Origin of the sequence: Rathayibacter sp. PhB186, assembly GCF_003751825.1 — a bacterium.
GTDB lineage: Bacteria > Actinomycetota > Actinomycetes > Actinomycetales > Microbacteriaceae > Rathayibacter > Rathayibacter festucae.
The window spans coordinates 822884-847437 of the sequence record NZ_RJKO01000001.1 but is presented as its reverse complement, the minus strand read 5'-3'; the positions used below and the strand labels follow the sequence as shown (position 1 = coordinate 847437).

Genomic DNA, 24554 nt, shown 5'->3' with positions numbered 1-24554 from the left:
CCCGCTCAGGCACGGACGCCTCCCGCAGAGCCGCCGACCGTCCTCCGCGGAACGCGGTGCCCGACCCGGGTGACGAGCTCGTAGTTGATGGTGCCGCACCAGCGCGCCCACTCGTCGACCGACGGAACTCCGGTGGTCGGGTCGCCCCAGAGCGTCACCGGGTCGCCGACCGCGACGGGAGCATCCCCGACGTCGACGACGAACTGGTCCATCGCCACCCGCCCGGCGATGCGGTGCCGGCGCCCGCCGATCGACACCTCGGCGACACCGGAGGCGGCGCGCGGGATCCCGTCGGCGTAGCCGAACGGCACCAGCGCGAGCGTCGTCTCGCCGGACGCGCGGTAGGCGTAGTCGTAGCTGACGCCCGTCCCCGCGGGCACCCGCCGCACTCCGGCCACCCGCCCCTGCAGGGTCATCGCCGGCACCAGGCCGAGCCCGAGGGACGTCTCGTCGTCGAACGGCGAGAGCCCGTACACGCCGATGCCGGTGCGCACCTGGTCGAGCCGCGCCTCCGGCAGGCGGAGCGCCGCGGCCGTGGCGGCGAGGTGCACCAGCGGCGCCGGCGTCCCGTGCGCGCGCAGCACCTCCTCCGCGCGGCGCAGCAGCGCGAGCTGCGCGAGGTCCTCCTCGCGCGAGGTGTTGGAGAGGTGCGAGAACAGCCCGGTGAGCTGCAGCGAGCCGCGCGCCGCGTGCTGCACGAGGGACTGCGCGAGCGGCACCCACTCCGCCTCCGCCGCCCCATTGCGGCTGAGTCCGGTGTCGACCTTGAGCTGCACCGCCCCGCGCACGCCGCGGTCCTCGGCGGCCTGCGCGAGCCGGTCGAGCTGACCGACCGAGGAGACGGCGACCTCGATCCCGTGCTCGAGAGCGGTGTCGAAGTCCTGCTCGGGGTCGTGCAGCCAGCAGAGCACCGGCGCCAGGATCCCGGCCTCGCGGAGCGCGACCGCCTCGTCGAGATCGGCCGTGCCGAGCGCGTCCGCGCCGCCGGCGAGCGCCGCCTGCGCGACGGCGAGCGCGCCGTGCCCGTAGGCGTTCGCCTTGACGACCGCCATCAGCCGGGGCGCGGCCGTCAGCTCCCGGAGCCGCGCCGTGTTCGCCGCGACGGCGTCCAGATCGATCAGCGCCTCGCGGAAGGCGAGCGGCGCGATCACGACTCGGCCACCACGAACGCGCAGGCGACGCCGGCGTCGTGGCTCATCGAGAGGTGCACCCGCGCGATCCCGCGCGACTCCGCCGCCGCGCGCGCTGCGCCGTGCAGGACGAAGGACGGATTCCCGTGCTCGTCCCGCTCGACCACCATGTCGTGCCAGCGCGCGCCGGCCGAGTCGCCGAGCGCCTTGATCAGAGCCTCCTTCGCCGCGAACCGTCCCGCCAGCGAGGCCGTCGGCAGGTCGCGTTCGCTCTCGGCGAACAGCCGCTCGCGGAGCCGGGGCGTGCGGGAGATCGCCCGCTCGAAGCGCGCGAGATCCACCACGTCCACGCCGATCCCGACGATCACGGCAGGGTCACTCGACCGTGACCGACTTGGCGAGGTTGCGCGGCTGGTCGACGTCGAGGCCCTTGGCCGAGGCGAGCTCCATCGCGAACATCTGCAGCGGCGTCACCGCGAGCAGCGGCTCGAACAGCGGGTCGGCCAGCGGGATCGGCACGACCTCGTCGGCGATCTGGATCGCGGCGGCGTCGCCCTGCTCGGCGATCGCGATCACCCGGGCGCCGCGCGCCTTGATCTCCTGGATGTTCGAGATCACCTTGCGCTGCAGCTCGTAGGACTCACTCGGGCTCGGCACGATGACGAAGACGACCTGCCCCGGCTCGATCAGCGCGATCGGCCCGTGCTTGAGCTCGCCCGCAGCGAAGCCCTCGGCGTGGATGTAGGCGAGCTCCTTGAGCTTGAGCGCGCCCTCGAGTGCCACCGGGTAGCCGACGTGGCGGCCGAGGAAGAGCACCGCGCGGGTGTCCGCCATCCAGCCGGCGAGCTGGGCGATCGCCTCGGAGGCGTCGAGGACGCGCGAGAGCTTCTCGGGGATCGCCGCGAGCTGCGCGGCCTGCGAGGCGACCAGCTCGGGCGTGGCCGCACCGCGGACCGCGGCCAGGTGCAGACCGAAGAGGTAGAGCGCCGCGATCTGGGCGACGAACGCCTTGGTCGAGGCGACCGCGACCTCCGGGCCGGCGTGGGTGTAGAGCACCGCGTCGGATTCGCGGGGGATCGTCGCGCCCTGGGTGTTGCAGACGGAGAGCGTCTTCGCGCCCTTCTCGCGGGCGTACTTCACGGCCATCAGCGTGTCCATGGTCTCGCCGGACTGGCTGATCGAGACGACCAGCGTGCGCGGAGTCAGCACCGGGTCGCGGTAGCGGAACTCGTGGCTCAGCTCGACCTCGACCGGCACGCGCGCCCACTTCTCGATCGCGTACTTGGCGACCATGCCGGAGTAGGCGGCGGTGCCGCAGGCGATCACGGTGATGCGGTCGATGTCGGTGAGGGTCGCGTCGAGCGACGCGAGCTCCGGCAGGACGATCGCGCCGTCCTGGATGCGGCCGAGGAGCGTCTTGGCGACCGCCTCCGGGCCCTCGCTGATCTCCTTGGCCATGAAGCTCGACCAGCCGCCCTTCTCGGAGGCGGAGGCGTCCCAGGCGATCTCGAACGGCTCGGTCTCGACCGCGTTGCCGAAGAAGTCGGTGACGGTCACCGCGTCGGGCGTGATGGTGACGATCTGGTCCTGCCCGATCGCGACCGCGCGGCGGGTGAACTCGACGAACGCGGCGACGTCGGAGCCGAGGAAGTTCTCGCCGTCGCCGAGGCCGATCACGAGCGGCGAGTTGCGGCGCGCGCCGACGACGACGCCGGGCTGGTCCTGGTGCAGCGCGAGCAGCGTGAAGGCGCCCTCGAGGCGCGCGACGACGGCCTGGAACGCGAGCACGAGGTCGCCGGTGCGGCGGTGCTCGCGGGCGATGAGGTGCGCGGCGACCTCGGTGTCGGTCTCGCTCTCGAAGACCGCGCCCTCGGCGAGCAGCTCCTCCTTGAGGGGCTGGAAGTTCTCGATGATGCCGTTGTGGATGACGGCGAGGCGCCCGTCGTCCGCAAGGTGCGGGTGCGCGTTGCGGTCGGTGGGGCCGCCGTGCGTCGCCCAGCGGGTGTGCCCGATGCCGGTGGTGCCCTGCGCGAGGGGGTGCGCCTCGAGGTCGTCGACGAGGACGCTGAGCTTGCCGGAGCGCTTGCGGCTGTCGATCCGGCCGTCGGCGTCGATCACGGCCACACCGGCGGAGTCGTACCCGCGGTACTCCAGTCGCTTCAGTCCCCCGAGCAGCACGGCCAGGCTGTCGCGCGCGCCGACGTATCCAACGATTCCACACATGCGCTCGATCCTAATCGCGCGCGGGGGCGCTCCTGCGGCGACGGGGCCGAGCCGCGACGGCCGCTAGGATCGTGCAGATGTCCTCGTCAGCTCGCGAACCCGGGCGCGAGGCGCACCCCTCCCCGTTCGTCGAGATCGTCCGCTCCGACTGGGCCGAGCTCGCCCGCAGCACCGAGCTGCCGCTGAGCGAGACCGAGGTCGTGCAGCTGCGCGGGCTGGGCGACCGGCTGAGCCTCACCGAGGTCGCCGAGGTGTACCTCCCGCTGTCCCGGCTGCTCACCCTCTACGCGGGCGGCGCGCGCCAGCTGCACCGGGCGACGAGCACCTTCCTCGGCGAGCGCGCGCAGCCCACCCCGTTCGTGATCGGCGTGGCCGGCTCGGTCGCGGTCGGCAAGTCGACCATCGCCCGCCTGCTCCGCGAGCTGCTCGCCCGCTGGGACGACACCCCGCGCGTCGAGCTCGTGACGACCGACGGCTTCCTCCTGCCGAACAGCGAGCTGGAGCGGCGCGGGCTGATGAGCCGGAAAGGCTTCCCGGAGTCGTACGACCGCCGCGCGCTCCTGCGCTTCGTCTCGGAGGTGAAGGGCGGGGCGGCCGAGGTGCGCGCTCCGTTCTACTCGCACCTCTCCTACGACATCGTCCGCGACGCCGAGATCGTGGTGCGGCGGCCCGACGTGCTGATCGTCGAAGGACTGAACGTCCTGCAGCCGCCCGCGCCCGGGCACGGCCTCGCGGTCAGCGACCTCTTCGACTTCACGGTCTACGTCGACGCGCGGACGAGCGACATCGCGCGCTGGTACGAGGAGCGGTTCCTCGCGCTGCAGCAGGGCGCCTTCGCGAGCCCGAACTCCTACTTCCACCGCTACGCCTCGCTGACGCCCGACGAGGCGCGCGAGCGGGCCCGGAGCATCTGGTCCTCGATCAACGAGCCGAACCTGCTGCAGAACGTGCGGCCCACGCGCTCGCGAGCGAGCCTCGTCCTGCGCAAGCAGGCCGACCACACCGTCTCCTCGGTGCTCCTCCGCAAGATCTGAGTGCGCGGCGGAAGCGTGCTGATCGAAGCATGCTGGTCGAGTAGCCCCGCAGGGGCGTATCGAGATCCCCGCGTCAGCGGCGGGTGAAGCCGCTAGGCCGCGACGCGCAGCTGCTCGAGCACGACGGCCGCGAGGGACTCGGCCAGCCGGTCGGCGGTCTCCTTGGTGGAGGCCTCGACCATGACCCGCACCATCGGCTCGGTGCCCGAGGGCCGCAGCAGCACGCGCCCGCCGGTGCCGAGCTCGCGCTCCGCCTCGGCGATGGCGGCCGCGATGACGGCGTCGTCGTGCACGCCCTCGCGGTCGACGCCGCGGACGTTGACGAGCGTCTGCGGGAACACCCGCATCACCGAGGCGAGCTCGGCGAGCGACTTGCCGGTCCGCGCCACCTCGGCCGCGATCTGCAGCCCGGTGAGGACGCCGTCGCCGGTCGTCGCGAAGCGGCTCATGATGACGTGACCCGACTGCTCGCCGCCGAGCGAGTAGCCGCCGTCGTTCATGGCCTCGAGCACGTAGCGGTCGCCCACGCCGGTCTCGATCACGCGGATGCCGGCGTCGGCCATCGCGGTCTTGAGGCCGAGATTGCTCATCACCGTGGCGACGAGCACGTTGTCGCGGAGGACGCCGCGACGGGCCATCGAGGTCGCGAGGATCGCCATGATCTGGTCGCCGTCGACGACGCGCCCCTCGGCGTCGACCGCGAGGCAGCGGTCCGCATCGCCGTCGTGCGCGATGCCGAGATCGGCGCCCGCCTCGCGGACCGCCTCGGCGACGTGGTCGAGGTGGGTCGAGCCCACCCCGTCGTTGATGTTGATGCCGTCCGGATCGTTGCCGATCACGGTGACGGTCGCGCCGGCATCCGTGAAGACCTCCGGCGAGATGCCCGCGGCGGCGCCGTGCGCGCAGTCGATGACCACGTGCAGTCCGTCCAGGCGGGTGCTGCCGAGCGAGCCGAGCAGGTGGAGGACGTAGCGGTCCTCGGCGTCGGCGAAGCGGCGGATGCGGCCGACGTCGGGGCCGAGCGGAGTGAGCGGCGGGACGCCGAGAGCCGCCTCGATGCGGTTCTCGAGCTCGTCCGGGAGCTTGCGGCCGCCGGCCGCGAAGAACTTGATGCCGTTGTCGGCGGCGGGGTTGTGCGACGCCGAGATCATCACGCCGAAGTCGGCGCTCTCGTCGGCGATGAGGTAGGCGGCGGCGGGCGTGGGGATCACTCCCGCGTCCAGCACGTCGACGCCGGCGCTCGCGAGGCCGGCCGCGACGGCGGCACCGATGAACTGGCCCGAGATCCGAGGATCGCGGGCCAGGACGGCGAGGGGCCGACGGCCCTCCGCCCGGGCGGCCGCACCGAGTACACGGGCGGCCGCCTGGGCGAGGCCGAGGGCCAGGTCGGCCGTGACGTCGCGATTCGCGAGGCCACGGACGCCATCTGTTCCGAACAGGCGCGGCATGATGCCAGTCCCCTTCTGAAGCTGCTGATCGGCGGCCGCAGGGGCCGCAGCGACTAGCGCTTCGAGAACTGGGACGCCTTGCGGGCCTTCTTGAGACCGGCCTTCTTGCGCTCGATGACGCGAGCGTCGCGGGTGAGGAAGCCGGCCTTCTTCAGGATGGCGCGGTTGTTCTCGCGGTCGATCTCGTTCAGCGCACGCGCGATCGCGAGGCGGAGCGCACCGGCCTGGCCGGAGGGGCCGCCGCCGGTGATCTTCGCGACGACGTCGTACGAGCCGAGGAGGTCGAGGACCTTGAACGGGTCGTTGATCAGCTGCTGGTGCAGCTTGTTCGGGAAGTACTCCGCGAACTCGCGGGCGTTCACGGTCAGGCTGCCGGAGCCCGGGACCAGGCGCACGCGGGCGATGGCCTGCTTGCGACGGCCCACGGCTGCGCCGGAGACGTTGAGGACGGCGCGGGGCGTCGAGGACGCCTCGGTGGCCGGGCTTTCGGTGGAGTAGCTCTCGGGAGCCACGTCGATCTGGTCTGCGATCTTCGCCACGGTGTAGGTGATCCTTTGTCTTCGAAGTCTGGGGTGTCGGGGAGGGCCGGAGCCTACTGGGCGACCTGGGTGAAGGCGTACGCCTTGGGCTGCTGAGCCGCGTGAGGGTGCTCGGTGCCCGTGTAGACCTTCAGCTTGCGCAGCTGCGCACGACCGAGGGAGTTCTTGGGGAGCATTCCGCGGATGGCCTTCTCGACGGCGCGGATCGGGTTCTTCTCGAGGAGCTCGGCGTACGTGGTGGCCGTGAGGCCGCCCGGGTAGCCGGAGTGGCGGTACGCCTTCTTCTGGAGGAGCTTCTGGCCGGTGAGGGCCACCTTCTCGGCGTTGACGATGATGACGAAGTCGCCCATGTCCATGTGCGGCGCGAACGTCGGCTTGTGCTTGCCGCGCAGGAGCGCAGCGGCGTGGGTGGCCAGACGGCCGAGCACGACGTCGGACGCGTCGATGACGATCCAGTCGTGCTGGACGTCAGCCGGCTTCGGAGAAAAAGTGCGAGTCACGTGAGTGCTGCTTTCTGATCGGAGTGAGGAGTTCGTGAATCCCGCTCCGTGGCCGTTCGACCCGCGAGGGGGCCGAACCGATCCGGTGGAGGGCTCAACTTCGGGTGCCGGCACGCGGCCGAGAACACCAAGGGTCGACAGTACAGCAATCCGCACCGGAGCGGAAGCTCACGGGCTCGCCGCCGCGCTCCCCCGGGCGGTCCGGGTCAGGAGTCGTCCTGCCCCAGCGCGGCCAGGACCTCGGTCGCCAGCTCCTCGAGCGGGGCCTGGCCGCCGACGTAGGAGCGGAGCGAGAGCAGCCGGTCCCCGGCGAGCACGACGACCGTGGCGGCCGGGTCGACCGCCGGGTCGCCGGCGCGGAAGAAGGCGGCGTCGCCCAGCCCGCTCGGCTCGACGGGGGCCTCGGACTCCTGCGCGGCGACGTCGGCGGTGGTGGCGCCGGTCGCCGTCTGCAGGACGAGCGCGGCGGGGTTGCCCGCCATCGCCCAAGCGCAGCCCGAGCCCTGGTCCGAGGCGGTGACGAAGCCCTCGGGCAGCTCGAGGGCCGCCTCGATCGCCGTCACCGGCAGCACCGCGGCGCAGTCGAGGACCTCGATCGTCGCACCGGTGGTCGGCTCGGCCGCGGGAGTGGTCGGCACCGCGGTGGGCACGGCGGTCGGCGCGGTGGAGTCGACCGCGGCGGCGGGCGCCCGGTCCGGCACGTCGATCGCCGACGACGAGCAGCCGGCCAGCAGCAGCCCGGCCGGCAGGACGAGCGCTGCGACCAGCGCGCTCGCGCGGTGGTTCCTGCGGATCACTCGTCGTCCTCCCCCTGGGCGTCCCCGCCGGGCAGGGTGCGCTTCACCCGGGTGAGCACCGCCCGCTCGGCCAGTTCCGAGTCCTCAGGGTAATCGACCTCGCGCAGGATGAGGCCGCGCGCCGGCATGACCGCGAAGGCGTTCGTGCGGCAGGCGGCGTCGCGCAGCAGCGGGAGCTCGCCCGCCTCCAGCTTGCCGATCCCCACGGCCACGCAGGAGCCGACGAGGGCGCGCACCATGCTGTGGCAGAAGGCGTCGGCGCGCAGGTGGGCGTGCAGCACGCCGTCCTCGTCCCGCTCCCAGGTGAAGTCGAGGAGGCTGCGGATGGTGGTGGCTCCGACGCGCGCGCGGCAGAACGAGGCGTAGTCGTGCAGGCCGAGCAGCGACTCGGCCGCCTGCGCCATCACGCCCTCGTCGACCGCCTCGTTGATCCAGGTCGTGAAGCCGCGCTCGAGCGGCCGCCGCAGCGAGGTGCGGTCGGCGAGCCGGTACTCGTAGCGCCGCCAGCGCGCGGAGAAGCGCGCGTCGAAGCCCTCGGGCGCCCGGGTCACCCGGTGCACGGACAGGTCCGAGTACTGACCGAGGATCCCCTGCAGCTTGCGCTGGAGCACGACCTCCGGCGCGACCTTCTCGGTCCCGGCCCGCGGGCTGCCGTTCAGGCGCGACCACTGCTGGGGCGTGAGATCCAGGTGCGCCACCTGCGCGCTCGCGTGCACGCCGGCGTCGGTGCGGCCCGCGACGGTGACCACCGTCCGCTCCTCCGAGCGCAGCAGCACGCCGAGGGCGTCCTCGAGGACGCCCTGCACCGTGCGGAGGCCCGGCTGGAGTGCCCAGCCCGCGAAGTGGGTGCCGTCGTAGGCCAGATCGAGGCGGACGCGGTGGAGCACCCGACGAGTCTAGGTCGTCCGCCGGGCCGTTCCGGGTCGCCGGATCAGCCGGCCGAGAGCCGGACGCCGAGCGAGTCGAAGACGGCCACCGCCCAGTCGGCGAGGACGTCCTGGTCCCCGACGAAGGACTCGACGTGCAGCTCGTAGCCGCCCGCCAGGACGGCCAGCTGGGACGGCGTCGCCGCCGAGCCCTCGAGCCGGTAGGCCGCCTCCCCCAGCGGAGCCGGCACGGCGCCGACGGCCTCCCCCGCACCGGCGAACGTCTCCGCGAGCCGCGCGGGCCCGACGCTGACGATGACCGCGGACGGATTGCCGGCGATGCCGTAGGAGCAGGAGTCCTCCGCCTGGACGAGCACGGCCGTTCCGGCGGGCAGTCCGACCGCCGTCTCGACCGCCGAAGCGGGCAGTGCCGCGGAGCAGTCGAGGGCGGGAGCCGACGGCGCGACGGTCGCAGCGGTCGCGCTGGGCGCGGACTCGGGGGCGGCGACCGCATCCGGCGCCGTCGTGCCCGCCGACTCCGGCACGTCGACGACGCCCGCGGAGGAGCAGCCCGTCAGCAGAGCCGTCGCGGCGAGGAGCAGGACCGCATTGTGCGCGCGCACGGAACTCCTCCTGCTGGCCGACGAGGACGGGGGCCGGGGTACCGGACGCATCCCGATCCTCTGTCGGGACGATCCCGCCATCGTAAGCGACGTTCCGCGCCACCGAGTACGACGACGACCACCGCGCGGAACGACGAGAGCCCCCCGTCCCCGAGGGGGCGGAGGGCTCTCGAGACGTGCTCGGGACTACTTGGTCTCGGCGGTCGTCTCGACCGGGGCGTCCTCGACGGGCGCGTCCTGGACGGTCGCGTCGGCCTCGGTCGTGTCGGCGACGGGCGCCTCCTCGACAGTGGCGTCCTCGGCCGGGGCGTCCGCGACGACGGTCTCGTCCTCGACCGGAGCCGAGACGGGAGCGGCGCCGGTGCGCGACTTCTTGACCTTCGGCGTCACGGGCTCGAGGACGAGCTCGATGACGGCCATCGGGGCGTTGTCGCCCTTGCGGGGACCGATCTTCGTGATGCGGGTGTAGCCGCCCTCACGCTCGGCGACGAGCGGCGCGATCTCGGTGAAGAGCTCGTGCACGACGCTCTTGTCGCCGATGGTCGCGAGGACGCGGCGGCGGGCGTGCAGGTCGCCGCGCTTCGCGAACGTCACCAGACGCTCGGCGAGGGGACGCAGGCGCTTGGCCTTGGTCTCGGTCGTCTTGATGCTCTTGTGCGTGAACAGGGCCGCGGCCAGGTTCGCGAGCAGCAGACGCTCGTGTGCGGGACCGCCTCCGAGGCGGGGGCCCTTCGTGGGCTTGGGCATGGCTTTACTCCAGTACTAAAGGGGTGTCAGAAGGTCGAACGCCGGAGCGGAGACCTAGATGCTCTCGTCGTCGTAGCTGTAGAAGTGGGCGCCGTCGAACCCGGGGACCGAGTCCTTCAGCGACAGGCCCAGCTCCGTCAGCTTCTCCTTGACCTCATCCACCGACTTCTGACCGAAGTTGCGGATGTTCATGAGCTGCGTCTCCGAGAGGGCGACGAGCTCATTGACGTTGTTGATGCCCTCGCGCTTGAGGCAGTTGTAGCTGCGCACCGAGAGGTCGAGGTCCTCGATGGGCATGGACAGCTCGGTCGAGAGGACGGCGTCGACCGGCGCGGGGCCGATCTCGATGCCCTCGGCCGCGTTGTTCAGCTCGCGGGCGAGTCCGAACAGCTCGGTCAGCGTGCGACCGGCCGACGCGATGGCGTCGCGCGGCGTGATCGCCGGCTTCGACTCGACGTCGACGACGAGGCGGTCGAAGTCGGTGCGCTCGCCGGCACGGGTGGCCTCGACGCGGTAGGTGACCTTGAGCACGGGCGAGTAGATCGAGTCGACCGGGATCTGGCCGGCCTCGGAGAACTCGCTGCGGTTCTGGGTCGCCGACACGTAGCCGCGGCCGCGCTCGATGGTGAGCTCGAGCTCGAACTTCGCCTTGTCGTTCAGGGTCGCGATGACGAGGTCCGGGTTGTGGATCTCGACACCGGCCGGAGCCGAGATGTCGGCGGCGGTGACCTGGCCGGCGCCCTGCTTGCGCAGGTAGGCGGTGATCGGCTCGTCGTGCTCGGAGGAGACGACGAGTCCCTTGATGTTCAGGATGATCTCGGTGACGTCCTCGCGGACGCCCGGGACGGTCGTGAACTCGTGCAGGACTCCGTCGATCCGGATGCTGGTGACAGCGGCGCCGGGGATGGAGGACAGCAGGGTGCGACGCAGCGAGTTGCCGAGCGTGTAGCCGAAGCCGGGCTCGAGGGGCTCGATGACGAAGCGGGAACGGAACTCCGAGATGTTCTCCTCGGTGAGCGTCGGACGCTGTGCGATAAGCACTGTTGATTCCTTTCGATCACGTGTCCGCTATATGACACGTGCGTTTGCGAGTCTGAAGTTGTGAAAGAAATGCGCGATCCGCCGGCCGGCCTCACGTCGCGCTGGAGAGCGCTTCGTTCGGCCGGCCGACGGCTGCGAGTGCTGCGTTAGACGCGACGGCGCTTCGGCGGGCGGCAGCCGTTGTGCGCCTGCGGGGTGACGTCGTTGATCGAGCCGACCTCGAGGCCTGCGGCCTGGAGCGAGCGGATCGCGGTCTCGCGACCCGAGCCCGGGCCCTTCACGAAGACGTCGACCTTCTTCATGCCGTGCTCCTGCGCCTGACGCGCGGCCGACTCGGCAGCGAGCTGGGCGGCGAACGGCGTCGACTTGCGCGAGCCCTTGAAGCCGACTCCACCGGACGAGGCCCAGCTGATGACGGCCCCGGCGGGGTCGGTGATCGACACGATGGTGTTGTTGAACGTCGACTTGATGTGGGCCTGGCCCACAGCGATGTTCTTCTTCTCCTTGCGGCGCGGCTTGCGCGCGGCCGACTTGGGGGTAGCCACTTGTTATCTCCTCTAGGTCCGTGTCGCCCGCGTTACTTGCGGCCGGCCTTCTTCTTGCCGGCGACGGTGCGCTTCGGGCCCTTGCGGGTGCGAGCGTTCGTCTTGGTGCGCTGTCCACGGACCGGGAGGCCGCGACGGTGGCGGATGCCCTCGTAGGACCCGATCTCGACCTTGCGGCGGATGTCGGCGGCGACCTCGCGGCGGAGGTCTCCCTCCACTTTGTAGTTGCCCTCGATGTAGTCGCGGAGCGCGACGAGCTGGTCGTCGGTGAGGTCCTTGACGCGGATGTTGCCGTCGATCCCCGTGTCGCTCAGCGTCTTCAGCGCGCTGGTGCGGCCGACTCCGTAGATGTAGGTCAGTGCGACCTCCACGCGCTTCTCGCGCGGGATGTCTACTCCTGCCAGACGTGCCATGGTGGCTTCTCCTGTGAGTGAGTGGAGGTGTGAAGCAACGTCGGTGCCTCGGCCTCCGACCGAAGGTGTCCTCGCCGTTCACCCCGGGAGACCCGGGGCGCTGCGCGATTTCTGACGTTGCGGGGTGGTGTGTTGCCGTGCTGCTGGGCGGTTTCCCGCCCGCGCTCCTCGCAGGAGCGCCGGGAGTCCCGGAGGACTAGCCCTGGCGCTGCTTGTGGCGGGGGTTGCTGCTGCAGATCACCATCACGTTGCCGTGGCGGCGGATGATCTTGCAGTGGTCGCAGATGCGCTTGACGCTGGGGTTGACCTTCATTGTTCTGTTCCTTGTTTTCGCTGGCGTCGTGCTCCCGGCGGATGCCGGGGCCGTTCCTTACAGGACACGCACGTCGCGAACTGAGCGGAGCGAACGTCTACTTGTAGCGGTAGACGATCCGGCCGCGGGTCAGGTCGTAGGGGCTGAGCTCCACGATCACGCGGTCCTCGGGGAGGATGCGGATGTAGTGCTGACGCATCTTGCCCGAGATGTGGGCGAGAACCTTGTGTCCGTTGGTGAGCTCCACGCGGAACATCGCGTTGGGGAGCGCCTCGACAACCGCACCTTCGATTTCGATGACACCGTCTTTTTTGGCCATAGCCTCACTGTCGTTCGGAAGTAGTGTGTGTACTGGTCGTGCGAATGCTTCCGCGACGATCCTCTCCCCGGGCGGAGCCCGGGGAGCGGTGCGCGGGCGTGCCGGAGCACGCGCAAACACCAAGGGTCGATACTACGCGAATCCCCGCTTCTCCGCCAGCCCGGGCGTGTCGCCTCAGGGCGGGGGCGGGCACCCGCCGCGGACGGCGGTGTGCGCGCCGCGGAGCGCGAGCACGACGGCCGCCGCCTAGGCTCTCCCTCGTCGAAGGGACCGCGGATGGCGCGCACGGAGAAGACGACGGACGGCACGGCGAGGAGCCGGCGGAGCTGGTACTCGCACCCCCTGGTGACCGTGCTCGTCGCGATCGTCGTCATCGCCCTCGTGCAGACGTTCTTCGTGAAGGTGTACACCGTGCCGACCGGCTCGATGGAGAACACCCTGCAGGGCGGCGGCTTCTTCGGCGACCGCATCCTGGTCGATCGCACCGCGGCGCTCCACGGCGAGCCGGAGTCGGAGCAGATCGTCGTCTTCTCGCGCGACGCGCGCTGGGGCGCTACCGACGCGGTCGGGAACCCGCTCTCCGAGGCGGTCAAGTACTTCGGCGACGTCACGAGCATCGGCCCGTCGCACGAGGAGTTCCTCGTGAAGCGCGTGATCGCGACCGCCGGTCAGACGGTCTCCTGCTGCGACGCCGAGGGGCACGTGCTCGTGGACGGTCAGCCGCTCGCGGGCGACTACGTCTTCGAGGACTTCCCGTTCACCCCCGGCACCCAGGACTGCGACTCGCAGCCCGCCTCCACCCGCTGCTTCCAGGAGTACACGGTGCCGGAGGGCACGCTCTTCGTCCTCGGCGACCACCGCTCGAACTCCAACGACTCTCTCGGCGACTGCCGCGGAGCCCCGGGTCCGATCGACTCCTGCGTGAAGACGGTGCCGATCGAGAGGGTGGTCGGGCGCGTCTTCGCCGTGGCCTGGCCGCTGACCCGCTGGCGCCTCTTCTAGTCCGGGTCGCGTTCCGGATCGCGCCGCGAACCGCGAAGGGGCGGAGCCGGATGCCGGAGCACCCGATCCCGCCCCTCCGGACGCGGCCTCGCGGAGGTCAGCCTCGGACGACCGCGACGACCTGCGCGAACAGCGGGTGGTCCGCGCCGAGGCCGGTCACCTCGGCGACGAACTCCTCCGGCGACAGCGCCGCCAGCTTCTCCTTCAGCTCGACGCTCTGCGGGTCCTCCGGCACGTCGAAGCGGAGGGCCGCGCCGATCGCCGTCAGCAGTCCGCTCGGCACGTGCCCGCGCTCGGCGAGCTCGGCCGCCGGGCCGATGAAGCGCTCGTGCCGCGAGAGCTTGCGCAGCGGCTGGCGCCCGACCCGGTCCACCGTGTCGGTGAGACCCGGGTTCGCGAAGCGCTTCAGCGTCTTCTGGAGGTAGGCCTCCTGCTCCTCGTCGCTGAAGCCGTGCTTCTCGACGATCAGCGTCTTGGTGTCCTCGAGCGCGGCCTTCACCGCGTCGTGCACCTCGGGCAGCGCGAGCGCGTCCGACAGCTTGTGCGCGCCGGCCGCGAAGCCGACGTACGCCGCGGTGGCGTGCCCGGTGTTCACCGTGAAGAGCTTGCGCTCGATGAACGGCTCGAGATCGTCGACCCAGGTGGCGCCGGGGATCTCGGGCTCGGAGCCCTCGAACGGCGTGCGGTCGACGACCCACTCGAAGAAGCTCTCGACCGTGACGTCGAGACCCTGGCCGGCCGCCTGGTTCGGCACGATGCGGTCGACCGCGGTGTCCGCGAAGACCGCGCGGGAGCGCAGGCGCTCCCACTCGTCCGCACCGAGGCTCGCGGCGACCTCGGTCTGCAGCAGCCGGGTCGCATTGATCGCGTTCTCGCAGGCCATCACGGCGAGGCGGGGCGCGGAGTCCGCGCGGGCGGCGAGGCCCTTCGCGATCACCGGGGCGACGAAGCGCAGGATGTTCGGACCCACCGCGGTGGTGACGAGGTCGGCGGCGGCGATCTCGCGGACGAGGGCCTCCTCGTCGCTCGCCGAGTTGATCGCGCGGAAGCCGTCGACGACGTGCGTCGCGGACGACTCCCCCACCTCGTGCACCTCGTAGCTGTCGGCGGCGGCGAGCTGATCGATCAGTGCCGCGTTGACGTCGGCGAAGACGAGCTCGTAGCCGGCACCGTGCAGGATCAGCCCGACGAAGCCGCGGCCGATGTTGCCGGCGCCGAAGTGGACGGCGGTGGGCATCAGGAGTTGACCTCGCCCAGCAGCGCGTAGAGCGACTGCGCGTCCGGGGCGTCGAGGAGCTTCTGCACCTCGTCCTCCTCGGAGAAGATGATCGCGATCTTCGACAGGATCTCGAGGTGCTCGTTGTTGACGCCGGCGATGCCGACGACGAAGCGGACCTCGTTGCCGTCCCAGTCGATCGGCTGCGCGTAGCGGACGAAGGACAGCGCGGAGGAGCGGATCTCGTCCTTCGCGTCGTTCGTGCCGTGCGGGATGGCGAGCAGGTTGCCCATGTAGGTGGAGACGGTCGCCTCGCGGGCGAGCATCGCCTCGTGGTACGCGGGCGTGACGGCGCCGACGCCGACCAGCATGTCCGCGGCCTCCTTGATGGCGGTCTCCTTCGACGTGGCGGTGCCGGAGGCGTTGATCTGTCCGATGGTGAGCACATCGCTCATGGCGTGCGTCCTTTCCGTGGGTGGTGAACGAATGAGGGAACCCGCAGGGGCGAGCGGAGCGTCTCCGCCACGTCGCACCCTACGGGCTCCCTCAGGGGTGTTCCCGACTACTTGCCGTGCTGCTCCGCGACGAGCGAGACGACCTCGTCGTACTTGGGGCTGTTCATGAAGTTGTCGACGGAGACGTGGATCGCGCCCGGCGTGCGCTGGCGCGCCCGCTCGGTCAGCTCGGCCTGGGTGATGACCAGGTCGACGTCGTCCTCGAGAGCCGCGATCGCCTTGTTGGTGACCGTGACGTCCTCGAAGCCCGCCTTCTTCATCTTGTTGCGCAGGACGGAGGCGCCCATGGCGGACGATCCCATCCCGGCGTCGCAGGCGAAGACGATGTTGCGCACCTGCGTGGCGGTGGCGGTCGCCGAGGCGCCGTCCTGGTTGGACGCGCCGCTCGCGTTGAGGAGCGAGCCGACGGCGCTCTCCTTGCCCTTGTTCGACGAGTTGGCGGCGACGGCGGCGGCGAGCTTGTCGTCACCGGCCTCCATGGCGTCGAGGTCGCGCTTGCGGCTGCCGCGGATGATGAACGACGCGACGACGAACGACACGGCCATCGAGAGCAGGACCGAGAGGATCACGCCGAGGTAGCTGTCACGCGAGGTCTGCAGGAGCACCGCGATGATCGATCCCGGGGACGCCGGGGCGACGAGGCCGGAGTCGAACGCGACGTTGGTCGCGACGCCCGTCATGCCGCCGAGGATGACGGCCGCGACGAGCGCGGGCTTCATCAGCACGTAGGGGAAGTAGATCTCGTGGATGCCGCCGACGAAGTGGATCAGCGCGGCGCCGGGGGCGGAGCCGCGGGCGATGCCCACACCGAAGATCGCGAAGGCGAGCAGCACGCCCATGCCGGGGCCGGGGTTGGCCTCGAGCAGGAACAGGTACGACTTGCCCTGGTCCTGCGCCATGACGGTGCCGAGCGGGGTGAGCACGCCCTGGTTGATGGCGTTGTTGAGGAACAGGATCTTCGCCGGCTCGATGAAGATCGAGGTCAGCGGCAGCAGGCCCGCGTTCACCAGGAGGTCGACGCCGTCGCCGAGGATCTTGGTGAGGAACGAGATGATCGGCGCGATGCCGAAGAACGCGCCCAGCGAGAGGAGCATGCCGAGGATTCCGGCGGAGAAGTTGTTGACCAGCATCTCGAAGCCGGGCTTGATCTTGCCGTCCCAGATCGAGTCGACCTTCTTCATCAGCCACGCGGCGAGCGGGCCGATGATCATGGCGCCGAGGAACATCGGGATGGTGGCGCCGACGATGACGCCCATGGTGGCGATCGAGGCGACCACGCCACCGCGCTGGCCGTAGACCATGCGGCCACCGGTGTTCGCGATGAGCAGCGGGAGCAGGTAGGTGATCATCGGGGCGACGAGACCGATGTACTGCTGGAAGGTCGCGCCGTCCTCACCGGCGGCGAGCTGGGTGCGGGCACCCTCCCAGCCGATCTGGGCCGCGTCGCCGAAGCCGCCGAGGATGCCGTTGGGCAGCCAGCCCGCGGCGATGAAGAGCGAGGTGATGAGACCCCACGCGATGAAGGCCGCGATGTTCGGCATGACCATCCCCGAGAGGAAGGTGCCGAATCGCTGGACGTGGACGCGCGTACCTCCGCGCGTCGACGTCGCTGACGTCGTTGTCATGTGGTGTGTTCTCCGATTCTGAGGGTGGGAGATCCGGTCGCTCCTGAGGCGGGCCGGGCTCCCGCGGGGCGGGACGAGACGGGGTGGAGCAGGGGTCGTGCCGTGGTGCGGGTGGTGCGGGGTGGTGCTGCGGAGGATCGCGCGGATGCGGGCCGCGCGATCCCCGGGATCAGGAGGCGGCGATCGCCTCGGTGACGGCGGACCGGGCGTCCGCCGCGCTGTCGGCCGCGAGGGCGAGCTCGGCGTAGCGCCTCGCGTCCTCGAGGGTGTGCTCGGCCAGCTCGGCGCGGACGTCGGCGAGAGCCGACGGCGACATCGAGAGGGTCGTCGCGCCGAGGCCCACGAGGACCACGGCGAGCAGCGGATCCGCGGCGGCCTCGCCGCAGATGCCGACGGGCTTGCCCAGTGCGGCGCCCGCGCGGCCGACCTCGCCGACGAGGCGGAGGACGGCGGGGTGCCACGGGTCCTGGAAGGCGGACACGGTGCCGAGCATCCGGTCCGCCGCCAGGGTGTACTGGGTCAGGTCGTTGGTGCCGATGGAGGCGAAGTCGGCGACTCCGAGGATCCGGTCGGCGAGCAGGGCGGAGGAGGGGACCTCCACCATCACGCCGGCGGTGCGGATCCCGAGCTCCTTGGCCATGGAGGTGAAGTAGCGGGTCTCGTCGACCGTCGCGACCATCGGCGCCATGACCCAGAGGTCGGCGTCGGTCGCGGCGTCGGCCTGGGCGAGCGCGGTGAGCTGGTCGCGGAGGATCTGCTCGCTCGCGCGCAGGGCGCGGAGTCCGCGGAGACCGAGCGCCGGGTTCTCCTCGTGGTTGTCGTTGAGGAAGGCGAGCGGCTTGTCGGCGCCGGCGTCGAGCGCGCGCACCACGACCTTGCGGCCGGGGAAGGCGGCGAGGAGGCGGGTGTACTGCTCGGCCTGCTCGGCGACGGTCGGGGCCTCCTTCGCGTCGAGGAAGAGGAACTCGGTGCGGAACAGGCCCACGCCCTCCGCGCCGAGCTCGACGGCGTTCTCGGCGCCGTCGGCCGAGCCGAGGTTCGCCAGCAGCGGCACGGCGTGACCGTCCGCGAGGGCGCCGGGGACGACGGGGGCGGCGAGCATCTCGGCGCGCTCCGCGATCGAGGACTTCGCGTCGCCGATCTCGACGTCGGACGGGTTCACCGTCACGACACCGGAGGAGGCGTCGAGGATGACGAGCTGGCCGTCGCGCAGGTCGAGTGCGCCGGTCGTGCCGACGATGGCGGTGATCGACTTCTCGCGGGCGAGGATCGCCGTGTGCGAGGTCGGGCCGCCGTCGCTCGTGATCAGGCCGAGGACCTTCTCGAGGTCGAGCAGCGCGGTGTCGGCCGGCGCGAGGTCGCGGGCGACGAGCACGAAGGGCTCGTCCGACTCCGGGACGCCGGGCGCCGGGACGCCGCGCAGGTGGGCGACGACCCGCTGCGAGACGTCGTCGAGGTCGGTCGCGCGCTCGGCCATGTAGCCGCCCATCGCGACCAGCAGGTCGCGGAACCCGGCGAACGCCTCGTGCACCGCGCGCTCGGCGGTCTTGCCGGTCGCGAGCCGCGCCTTGACGTCGTCCGCGAGCGAGGGGTCCTCCGCCATCAGCGCCTGCGCGTCGAGGACGTCCTTCGCCGAGCCGCCGGCGCGCTCACCGCGGTGGCGGATGGTCGCGGCGGTCGCCGACAGCGAGGCGACCGCGCGCTCCTCCTCCTGCGCGACGGAGCGGGTGCTGGCGGTGTCCTCGGGCTCGGGGAGCGGGTCGGGCATGCGCAGCACCGGCCCGAGGGCCAGGCCGCGGCCGACTCCGGTGCCCTGGAGCTTCGCGGAGGCGTAGGCGGTGGAAGGAGTGGACAGCGTCATGGGTTCCCGGTTCCTGTCGTGCGTCTCGTCGGTGAGAGGGCGGTGGGGCGAGGGGTCTTAAGCGTCGTGGTCGGTGGAGAGGAACTCCGCGAGCTCGTCGAGGATCGCCTGCTCGTTGTCGCCCTCGACGGAGAGGGTCAGCGAGTCGCCGTGCTCGATGCCGAGCGAGATGATGCCGAGGATCGAGGCCGCGTTCACCGCGGTGCCCTCGCCCTTCTTCACCAGGACCTTCTGACCCGACTTCGCCGCGGCCTGGCTGAAGAGCGAGGCGGGGCGGGCGTGGAGGCCCTTCGACGATGCAACCTGCACGGTGCGCTCGACCATGAACGTTTCTCCTTGATCCTGCAGTCGGAACTGCGTCAGTGGTTCCCGGCGCCGGGCGCGAGGCCCGGGGCGGGAGGTGAGGCGTCCCCGTCCGATCCTGCGACGACCGCGCGAGCGGCGAAGAGGACGGGAAGGGTGTCGAGCACGGCATCGGCACCGTGCGCCCCGAAGACGTCGTGCGGGAGGAGTGCTGCCGCGGCGCCGACGTGCACCGCGCGCTGGCGGAGCTCGTCGAACTGCGGCTCGAGGTGCGGTCCGACCAGGAGGACGTCCGCCTGGGGCAGAGCGTCCGCGAGACCGGGAAGGGTCTCGGATCGGAACACGGCATCGATGCCGCGCTGCTTCGCGCCCGCTCGCAGCCGGTGGGCCAGGAACGTGCTCGACGCGCCTGCACCGCAGACGATCAGGATCGTGCGCACCTCGTTCGCCTCCTCGCGTCCGGGTCTTGCCTCATCCAAGCATCTCGGGGGCCGCGCGTCCGCCCCCCGCAGACAATCTTCCGCGGGGGCGGAAGAGCGCTCCCGGCGGCTTCGGCGCGGGTCCGACCCCGCCGACCCGGAGATGGTTGACTGGAAGACCGATGCCTGACAACCGCGAACGACTGCTGGAGTACCTCTCCCGCGCCGACGGCTGGGTGACCGCGCACGAGCTGGCCGACCGGCTCGGAGTCACCACCCGGAGCGTCCGCAGCTACGTGACGGCGGTGAAGGCCCAGGCGGCCCCGCTCGAGCCCGTGGAGTCGTCGGCCAACGGCTACCGGCTCGCGCGCGACGCGTACACGGCGTTCCTCGAGACCCGGCTGCTCCGCGACGACGAGCCGGACACCCCGCGCGACCGGCTGTACAGCATCGTCCGGCGCCTGGTCGACTCCGACGAGGGACTCGACCTCGCGGCACTGGCGGACACGCTCTCCGTCAGCGAGTCGACGATCGACGCCGATCTGCGCCGGGTGAAGGCGCTGGCGGACGAGTCCGGCCTGGCCCTCGTGCGCCGCGGCCCTTCCGTTCGTCTCGAGGGCAGCGAGGAGGCCCGGCGCCGGCTGATCTCGCGGATGTTCCGCGACGAGAGCGCGCAGGGCGTCTTCACGCTCGACGACGTGCAGCGCGAGTTCGCCTCCCCCGGTCTCGGCGCGTTCAAGACCGAGCTGCTGGCCGAGCTCGAGACCCGCGGCTACTACATCAACGACTACGGCGTGAACAGCGTGCTGCTGCACATCGCGATCGCCGTCGACCGCGTCTCCCGCGGCATCGGCGACCCGTCCGGCTCGCGCCCCTCCCCCGCGGTGCACGGCGAGCTCGCCGCGCTGCTCGCCGAGCTCGTCGAGCGCCACTTCGCCACGCGGCTCACCGACGCCGAGCTCGCCCAGCTGGCGATCCTGATGACGACGCGGGTGGCGACGCCGGGGCAGAACGAGCCCGTCGCCGCCGTCGTCGAGAACTACCTCGATCCGGAGGACGTCGCCGTCGTCCGCGAGCTCGTCGCCGATGTGAACGAGGCCTATCTCGTCGACCTGGACGACGAGGGCTTCATCGTCCGCCTCGCACTGCATGTGCGGAACCTCGTCGCGCGGGCGGCCGAGGGCGGCTACTCACGGAACCCGCTCACCCGCTCGATCAAGACCAGCTTTCCGATGACCTACGAGATCGCCGTGTTCCTGGCGAGCGGACTGCAGCGCCTGCGCGGGATCACCGTCAACGAGGACGAGATCGCCTACATCGCCCTGCACGTCGGCTCCTTCCTCGAGCGGGTGTCCCGGCGCGAGGAGCGGCTCTCCTGCGTCATCGTCTGCCCCAACTACTACGACCTCGCGCACATGCTGCGGCTGCGGGTCGAGCGCTCGCTCGGCACCGAGGTGGAGGTCCGCTCGCTGATCACCCGGAGCGACGTCGACTGGGACCGCCTGACCGCGGATCTGGTGATCACCACGATCGACGAGCGGCCCGCCTCCGAGGACGTCGTCGTGGTGCAGCCGTTCCTCACCGACCACGACGTGGACGCCGTGCGCCGTGCGATCGCCCGGGTGCGCCGGCACCGGCGCCGCGCGCGGATCAAGGACGAGCTGCTGCAGTTCTTCGACGAGTCGCTCTTCTTCCGGAACGTGCACGCGCGCGACGAAGCCGCGATGATCCGGCTGCTCGGCGAGCGGATGATCGCCGGCGGCATCATCGACGAGGACTACGTCGACGGGGCGATCGAGCGCGAGCGGATGAGCTCGACCGCCTTTACCGACAACCTCGCCGTCCCGCACGCGATGGCGATGAGTGCGCGCCGGACCGCGATCGCCATCGTCGTCAACGACGTGCCGATGGCGTGGGGCGAGCAGCGGGTGAACGTGATCGCGATGATCGCCTTCGCCTCCGCCGGGCGCAGCAGCTTCCAGTCGGTGTTCGACCAGTTCGTCGAGGTCTTCGCCGACCGCGCGGAGGTGCAGCGCCTGATCCGCCGCTCCGCGGACTTCGGCGGCTTCATCGAGGAGCTGGTCAGGGTGATCGACAGCTAGCTGTCGATCACCCTGACCAGCTCCTCCAAGGCGGCCAGCCGGGCGGTCCAGTGGACCGCCCTCACCGCGGAAGACTCGACAACGCGACGGCGACCCTCAATGGGTCGCATCACCGCGACGAAGTCCGTACTACGCGATCGGCGTCGGCACGATCCCGTACTGCGCGAGGCCGGCGGCGCCGCCGTCGGCGAGCGTCGTCACCCAGATGCCGTCGCGGTGCACCGCGACCGAGTGCTCCCAGTGCGCCGACATGCTGCCGTCGATGGTGGCGACGGTCCACTCGTCCTCGCGGACGACCGTCTCGGCGCTGCCCGCGGTGACCATCGGCTCGATGGCGACGACGAGACCGGGCTTCACCTCCGGGCCGCGCTGGCGGACCCGGTAGTTGAACACCGGCGGCGCCTCGTGCATCGTCCGGCCGATGCCGTGGCCGATGTAGTCGGTGAGGATGCCGTAGACGGCGCCGGAGGCCTCCGCCTCGTCCTCGATGTACTCCTCGATCGCCGCGCCCACCTCGTTGAGGTGCCGGGCGGACGCCAGAGCTGCGATGCCGCGCCAGAGCGAGCCCTCGGTGACGCGGGACAGCGCCTCGCGGCGCGCGACCTCGTCGGGGCGCTCGGCATCGGGCAGGACGATCGTCATGGCGGAGTCGCCGTTCCAGCCGTCGATCTCGGCGCCGCTGTCGATGGAGACGATGTCGCCGGGCTCGAGGACGCGGCCGCCGGGGATCCCGTGCACGACCTCCTCGTTCACCGAGGCGCAGATCGTGTGCCGGTAGCCCGGCACGAGCTGGAAGTTCGAGTGCCCACCGAGCGCGACGATCGCGGCCTCGGCGATCGCGTCGAGCTCGAGCGTGCTGACGCCGGGTCGCACGGCGGCACGGACAGCGTCCAGGGACGCGGCGGTCGCCAGCCCGGGCGCGATCATCGACCGCAGCTGGGCCGGCGTCTTGTAGAGGGAGGAGCGCAGCGCCACGGGTCAGGCGGCCGGCGAGTCGCCGACGAGGCGACCGACGCGGTGGCCCTCGAGGGCGACGACGATGCGCTCGGTGACCTCGTCGACCGGGCCGAGGCCGTCGACGACGATGACGAGCCCGCGCGCGGCGTAGATGTCGATCAGCGGCGCGGTCTGCTCCTCGTAGAGGGCGAGACGGTGCCGGATGACCTCCTCGGTGTCGTCGCTGCGGCCCTGCTCCGCGGAGCGCTTGAGCAGACGTGCGACGACCTCGTCGGGATCGGCGGTCAGCTGCACGACCGCGTCGAGCCGGTTGCCGTCCGCCGCGACGATGCGGTCGAGCTCGTCGACCTGCTCCGTGGTGCGCGGGTAGCCGTCGAGGAGGAAGCCCGTCGAGACGTCGGCCTCCTGCAGCCGGTCGTGCACGATGGCGTTCGTCAGCTCGTCGGGCACGTAGCGGCCGGCGTCGAGGTAGGACTTGGCCTGCAGGCCGAGCTCGGTCTCGTTGGCGACGTTGGCGCGGAAGATGTCTCCGGTCGAGATCGCGGGTACCTTCAGGACCTCGCTGAGCCGAGCGGCCTGAGTCCCCTTGCCGGCGCCCGGAGGGCCGATCAGCAGCAGACGGAAGCCGACCGGGGTCGAGGTCATCGGAGGAGCCCTTCGTAGTGGCGCTGCTGCAGCTGGGAGTCGATCTGCTTCACCGTCTCGAGTCCGACTCCGACGATGATCAGGATGGACGTGCCGCCGAACGGGAAGTTCTGGTTGGCGCCGACGAGCGCGAGCGCCACGAGGGGCACGAGCGCGATCAGACCGAGGTAGACCGAGCCGGGCAGCGTCACCCGGGTCAGCACGTAGTTCAGGTACTCGGCGGTCGGACGGCCGGCGCGGATGCCGGGGATGAAGCCGCCGTAGCGCTTCATGTTGTCGGCGACCTCGTCCGGGTTGAAGGTGATCGCGACGTAGAAGTAGGTGAAGCCGACGATCAGCAGGAAGTACAGCGCCATGTAGAGCGGGTGATCGCCCTTGGTGAGGTAGTTCGTGATCCAGGTCACCCAGAACGGCGCCTCCTGGCCGGCCGCGGGCTGGTTGAACTGCGCGATGAGCGCGGGCAGGTACAGCAGCGACGAGGCGAAGATGACGGGCACGACGCCGGCCATGTTGACCTTGATCGGGATGTACGTGTTGTTGCCGCCGTACGTTCTGCGCCCGACCATCCGCTTGGCGTACTGCACGGGGATCCGCCGCTGCGACTGCTCGACGAAGACGACCGCGACGACGAGCACGAGCCCGACCGCGAGGACCAGGAGGAAGGTCTCGAAGCCGCGCGACTGCGCGATCGACCAGAGCGAGGTGGGGAACTGGGCGGCGATCGAGGTGAAGATCAGGAGCGACATGCCGTTGCCGATGCCGCGCTCGGTGATGAGCTCGCCCATCCACATGATGATGCCGGTGCCCGCGGTCATGGTGATGACCATGAGCAGGATGGAGTACCACTCGTCGGTGATGATGAGCGCCGAGCACTCCGGGACACCGGAGTTGCCGAACAGCGCGCCCGAGCGGGCGACAGTGATGAGGGTGGTCGACTGCAGGACGCCCAGCGCGATCGTGAGATAGCGGGTGTACTGCGTCAGACGGCCCTGGCCCGACTGGCCCTCCTTGTAGAGGGTCTCGAAGTGCGGGATGACCACGCGCAGGAGCTGCACGATGATCGACGCCGTGATGTACGGCATGATGCCGAGCGCGAAGATCGACAGCTGGAGCAGGGCTCCACCGCTGAAGAGGTTCACGAGCTCGTAGAGACCCGAGGTGCCCTGGTTGCCGGCGAGGCAGGCCTGGACGGCCTCGAAGTCGACGAACGGAGCGGGGATGAAGGATCCCAGCCGGAAGATCGCCACGATCGCGAGAGTGAAGCCGATCTTGCGGCGGAGGTCGGGGGTGCGGAAGATCCGCGCTACGGCGCCAAACATCTACCTAGGGTCTCCTGCTCAGTTCTTGGTGCGGGATACAGGTCGAGCTTGC

At 70.9% G+C, this 24554-nt stretch carries 27 protein-coding genes; 3 read left to right on the top strand and 24 right to left on the bottom strand.

Translation table 11 applies throughout. The features are described from left to right. Positions 1-5 precede the first annotated feature (5 nt). The 3 genes from alr to glmS are packed head-to-tail and all read right to left on the bottom strand — an operon-like array spanning position 6 to position 3353. Positions 6-1151 carry an alanine racemase gene (gene alr, locus EDF45_RS04000; RefSeq protein ID WP_123735042.1) on the bottom strand — a complete coding sequence of 382 codons (1146 nt, stop codon included), beginning with the start codon at positions 1149-1151 and terminating at the stop codon, positions 6-8. Next, positions 1148-1498, bottom strand: a complete 351-nt coding sequence (locus EDF45_RS03995; protein ID WP_123445078.1) for a holo-ACP synthase — start codon at positions 1496-1498, stop codon at positions 1148-1150. Before EDF45_RS03995 ends, alr begins: the two co-directional genes overlap by 4 nt. Before the next feature lie 7 nt (positions 1499-1505). Next, complete coding sequence (gene glmS, locus EDF45_RS03990) at positions 1506-3353, bottom strand: glutamine--fructose-6-phosphate transaminase (isomerizing) (protein WP_123735041.1); 1848 nt, start codon at positions 3351-3353, stop codon at positions 1506-1508. 77 nt (positions 3354-3430) lie between these two features. Here glmS and coaA point away from each other — a divergent pair, with 77 nt between their 5' ends. Next, complete coding sequence (coaA, locus tag EDF45_RS03985) at positions 3431-4387, top strand: type I pantothenate kinase (RefSeq protein ID WP_123445076.1); 957 nt, start codon at positions 3431-3433, stop codon at positions 4385-4387. 92 nt (positions 4388-4479) lie between these two features. Here the strand turns inward: coaA and glmM are convergent, their stop codons facing one another. The 12 genes from glmM to infA all read right to left on the bottom strand — a co-directional run bounded on the left by glmM (position 4480) and on the right by infA (position 12538). After that, a complete protein-coding gene (gene glmM, locus EDF45_RS03980) occupies positions 4480-5835 on the bottom strand; it encodes a phosphoglucosamine mutase (RefSeq protein WP_123735040.1) in 1356 nt (451 codons plus the stop codon). Positions 5836-5888: 53 nt separating this feature from the next. Further along, positions 5889-6374: a 30S ribosomal protein S9 gene (rpsI, locus tag EDF45_RS03975; protein ID WP_123445075.1), complete on the bottom strand. Its 486-nt coding sequence runs from the start codon at positions 6372-6374 to the stop codon at positions 5889-5891. A gap of 53 nt (positions 6375-6427) precedes the next feature. Next, positions 6428-6874 carry a 50S ribosomal protein L13 gene (gene rplM / locus EDF45_RS03970; RefSeq protein ID WP_123445074.1) on the bottom strand — a complete coding sequence of 149 codons (447 nt, stop codon included), beginning with the start codon at positions 6872-6874 and terminating at the stop codon, positions 6428-6430. Positions 6875-7080: 206 nt separating this feature from the next. After that, positions 7081-7671, bottom strand: a complete 591-nt coding sequence (locus tag EDF45_RS03965; RefSeq protein WP_123735039.1) for a hypothetical protein — start codon at positions 7669-7671, stop codon at positions 7081-7083. After that, entirely contained in the window at positions 7668-8558 is an 891-nt protein-coding gene (locus tag EDF45_RS03960; RefSeq protein ID WP_123735038.1) for a tRNA pseudouridine(38-40) synthase TruA, read from the bottom strand. The genes EDF45_RS03965 and EDF45_RS03960 overlap by 4 nt, the downstream gene beginning before the upstream one ends. Before the next feature lie 44 nt (positions 8559-8602). Beyond that, complete coding sequence (locus EDF45_RS03955) at positions 8603-9160, bottom strand: hypothetical protein (protein WP_123735037.1); 558 nt, start codon at positions 9158-9160, stop codon at positions 8603-8605. A gap of 186 nt (positions 9161-9346) precedes the next feature. Then, positions 9347-9907, bottom strand: coding sequence for a 50S ribosomal protein L17 (rplQ, locus tag EDF45_RS03950; RefSeq protein WP_123445070.1), 561 nt, complete (start codon positions 9905-9907; stop codon positions 9347-9349). Between the two features lie 54 nt (positions 9908-9961). Beyond that, a complete protein-coding gene (locus tag EDF45_RS03945) occupies positions 9962-10948 on the bottom strand; it encodes a DNA-directed RNA polymerase subunit alpha (RefSeq protein WP_123445069.1) in 987 nt (328 codons plus the stop codon). A gap of 146 nt (positions 10949-11094) precedes the next feature. Then, complete coding sequence (gene rpsK, locus EDF45_RS03940; protein WP_056037257.1) at positions 11095-11493, bottom strand: 30S ribosomal protein S11; 399 nt, start codon at positions 11491-11493, stop codon at positions 11095-11097. 32 nt (positions 11494-11525) lie between these two features. Beyond that, on the bottom strand, positions 11526-11906 hold the full coding sequence (gene rpsM / locus EDF45_RS03935; protein WP_056037260.1) for a 30S ribosomal protein S13: 381 nt from the start codon (positions 11904-11906) through the stop codon (positions 11526-11528). 196 nt (positions 11907-12102) lie between these two features. Then, entirely contained in the window at positions 12103-12219 is a 117-nt protein-coding gene (gene rpmJ / locus EDF45_RS03930; protein WP_055787164.1) for a 50S ribosomal protein L36, read from the bottom strand. Positions 12220-12316: 97 nt separating this feature from the next. After that, complete coding sequence (gene infA / locus EDF45_RS03925; RefSeq protein ID WP_022883252.1) at positions 12317-12538, bottom strand: translation initiation factor IF-1; 222 nt, start codon at positions 12536-12538, stop codon at positions 12317-12319. A gap of 276 nt (positions 12539-12814) precedes the next feature. Here infA and lepB point away from each other — a divergent pair, with 276 nt between their 5' ends. After that, on the top strand, positions 12815-13540 hold the full coding sequence (lepB, locus tag EDF45_RS03920; RefSeq protein WP_123735036.1) for a signal peptidase I: 726 nt from the start codon (positions 12815-12817) through the stop codon (positions 13538-13540). Positions 13541-13637: 97 nt separating this feature from the next. On the opposite strand, the gene EDF45_RS03915 is transcribed toward lepB, so the two are convergent. The 6 genes from EDF45_RS03915 to EDF45_RS03890 form a co-directional block, all read right to left on the bottom strand. Further along, complete coding sequence (locus EDF45_RS03915) at positions 13638-14777, bottom strand: mannitol-1-phosphate 5-dehydrogenase (protein ID WP_123735035.1); 1140 nt, start codon at positions 14775-14777, stop codon at positions 13638-13640. After that, positions 14777-15211 carry a PTS sugar transporter subunit IIA gene (locus EDF45_RS03910; protein ID WP_123445065.1) on the bottom strand — a complete coding sequence of 145 codons (435 nt, stop codon included), beginning with the start codon at positions 15209-15211 and terminating at the stop codon, positions 14777-14779. The genes EDF45_RS03915 and EDF45_RS03910 overlap by 1 nt, the downstream gene beginning before the upstream one ends. Positions 15212-15318: 107 nt before the next feature. Then, complete coding sequence (locus tag EDF45_RS03905) at positions 15319-16896, bottom strand: PTS mannitol transporter subunit IICB (RefSeq protein ID WP_123735034.1); 1578 nt, start codon at positions 16894-16896, stop codon at positions 15319-15321. A gap of 169 nt (positions 16897-17065) precedes the next feature. Then, positions 17066-18664 (bottom strand): phosphoenolpyruvate--protein phosphotransferase, encoded by a 1599-nt coding sequence (ptsP, locus tag EDF45_RS03900; RefSeq protein WP_243582597.1) that lies wholly within the window; start codon positions 18662-18664, stop codon positions 17066-17068. 150 nt (positions 18665-18814) lie between these two features. Then, positions 18815-19081, bottom strand: a complete 267-nt coding sequence (locus EDF45_RS03895; protein WP_123702116.1) for an HPr family phosphocarrier protein — start codon at positions 19079-19081, stop codon at positions 18815-18817. A 35-nt stretch (positions 19082-19116) separates the two neighbouring features. Then, a complete protein-coding gene (locus tag EDF45_RS03890) occupies positions 19117-19500 on the bottom strand; it encodes a PTS sugar transporter subunit IIB (RefSeq protein ID WP_165909035.1) in 384 nt (127 codons plus the stop codon). A 161-nt stretch (positions 19501-19661) separates the two neighbouring features. On the opposite strand from EDF45_RS03890, the gene EDF45_RS03885 reads away from it, so the two are divergent. Next, positions 19662-21581 carry a BglG family transcription antiterminator gene (locus tag EDF45_RS03885; protein WP_123735031.1) on the top strand — a complete coding sequence of 640 codons (1920 nt, stop codon included), beginning with the start codon at positions 19662-19664 and terminating at the stop codon, positions 21579-21581. Between the two features lie 129 nt (positions 21582-21710). Here EDF45_RS03885 and map read toward each other — a convergent pair whose 3' ends face one another. Genes map through secY form a run of 3 tightly spaced genes read right to left on the bottom strand, consistent with a single transcriptional unit; the run spans position 21711 to position 24502 of the window. Beyond that, positions 21711-22556, bottom strand: a complete 846-nt coding sequence (gene map / locus EDF45_RS03880) for a type I methionyl aminopeptidase (RefSeq protein WP_123735030.1) — start codon at positions 22554-22556, stop codon at positions 21711-21713. 3 nt (positions 22557-22559) lie between these two features. Next, positions 22560-23183 (bottom strand): adenylate kinase, encoded by a 624-nt coding sequence (locus EDF45_RS03875; protein WP_123445057.1) that lies wholly within the window; start codon positions 23181-23183, stop codon positions 22560-22562. Next, positions 23180-24502 carry a preprotein translocase subunit SecY gene (secY, locus tag EDF45_RS03870; protein WP_123445056.1) on the bottom strand — a complete coding sequence of 441 codons (1323 nt, stop codon included), beginning with the start codon at positions 24500-24502 and terminating at the stop codon, positions 23180-23182. The genes EDF45_RS03875 and secY overlap by 4 nt, the downstream gene beginning before the upstream one ends. Positions 24503-24554: the final 52 nt, after the last annotated feature.

Bases quoted from the DNA above. Each gene is read 5' to 3' on its own strand.
- glmS (WP_123735041.1), bottom strand. From the start codon at position 3,353: ATGTGTGGAATCGTTGGATACGTCGGCGCGCGCGACAGCCTGGCCGTG.
- coaA (WP_123445076.1), top strand. From the start codon at position 3,431: ATGTCCTCGTCAGCTCGCGAACCCGGGCGCGAGGCGCACCCCTCCCCG.
- glmM (WP_123735040.1), bottom strand. From the start codon at position 5,835: ATGCCGCGCCTGTTCGGAACAGATGGCGTCCGTGGCCTCGCGAATCGC.
- rplQ (WP_123445070.1), bottom strand. From the start codon at position 9,907: ATGCCCAAGCCCACGAAGGGCCCCCGCCTCGGAGGCGGTCCCGCACAC.
- rpsM (WP_056037260.1), bottom strand. From the start codon at position 11,906: ATGGCACGTCTGGCAGGAGTAGACATCCCGCGCGAGAAGCGCGTGGAG.
- rpmJ (WP_055787164.1), bottom strand. From the start codon at position 12,219: ATGAAGGTCAACCCCAGCGTCAAGCGCATCTGCGACCACTGCAAGATC.
- infA (WP_022883252.1), bottom strand. From the start codon at position 12,538: ATGGCCAAAAAAGACGGTGTCATCGAAATCGAAGGTGCGGTTGTCGAG.
- lepB (WP_123735036.1), top strand. From the start codon at position 12,815: ATGGCGCGCACGGAGAAGACGACGGACGGCACGGCGAGGAGCCGGCGG.
- EDF45_RS03915 (WP_123735035.1), bottom strand. From the start codon at position 14,777: ATGCCCACCGCCGTCCACTTCGGCGCCGGCAACATCGGCCGCGGCTTC.
- EDF45_RS03910 (WP_123445065.1), bottom strand. From the start codon at position 15,211: ATGAGCGATGTGCTCACCATCGGACAGATCAACGCCTCCGGCACCGCC.
- EDF45_RS03905 (WP_123735034.1), bottom strand. From the start codon at position 16,896: ATGACAACGACGTCAGCGACGTCGACGCGCGGAGGTACGCGCGTCCAC.
- ptsP (WP_243582597.1), bottom strand. From the start codon at position 18,664: ATGCCCGACCCGCTCCCCGAGCCCGAGGACACCGCCAGCACCCGCTCC.
- EDF45_RS03895 (WP_123702116.1), bottom strand. From the start codon at position 19,081: ATGGTCGAGCGCACCGTGCAGGTTGCATCGTCGAAGGGCCTCCACGCC.
- EDF45_RS03885 (WP_123735031.1), top strand. From the start codon at position 19,662: ATGCCTGACAACCGCGAACGACTGCTGGAGTACCTCTCCCGCGCCGAC.
- EDF45_RS03875 (WP_123445057.1), bottom strand. From the start codon at position 23,183: ATGACCTCGACCCCGGTCGGCTTCCGTCTGCTGCTGATCGGCCCTCCG.
- secY (WP_123445056.1), bottom strand. From the start codon at position 24,502: ATGTTTGGCGCCGTAGCGCGGATCTTCCGCACCCCCGACCTCCGCCGC.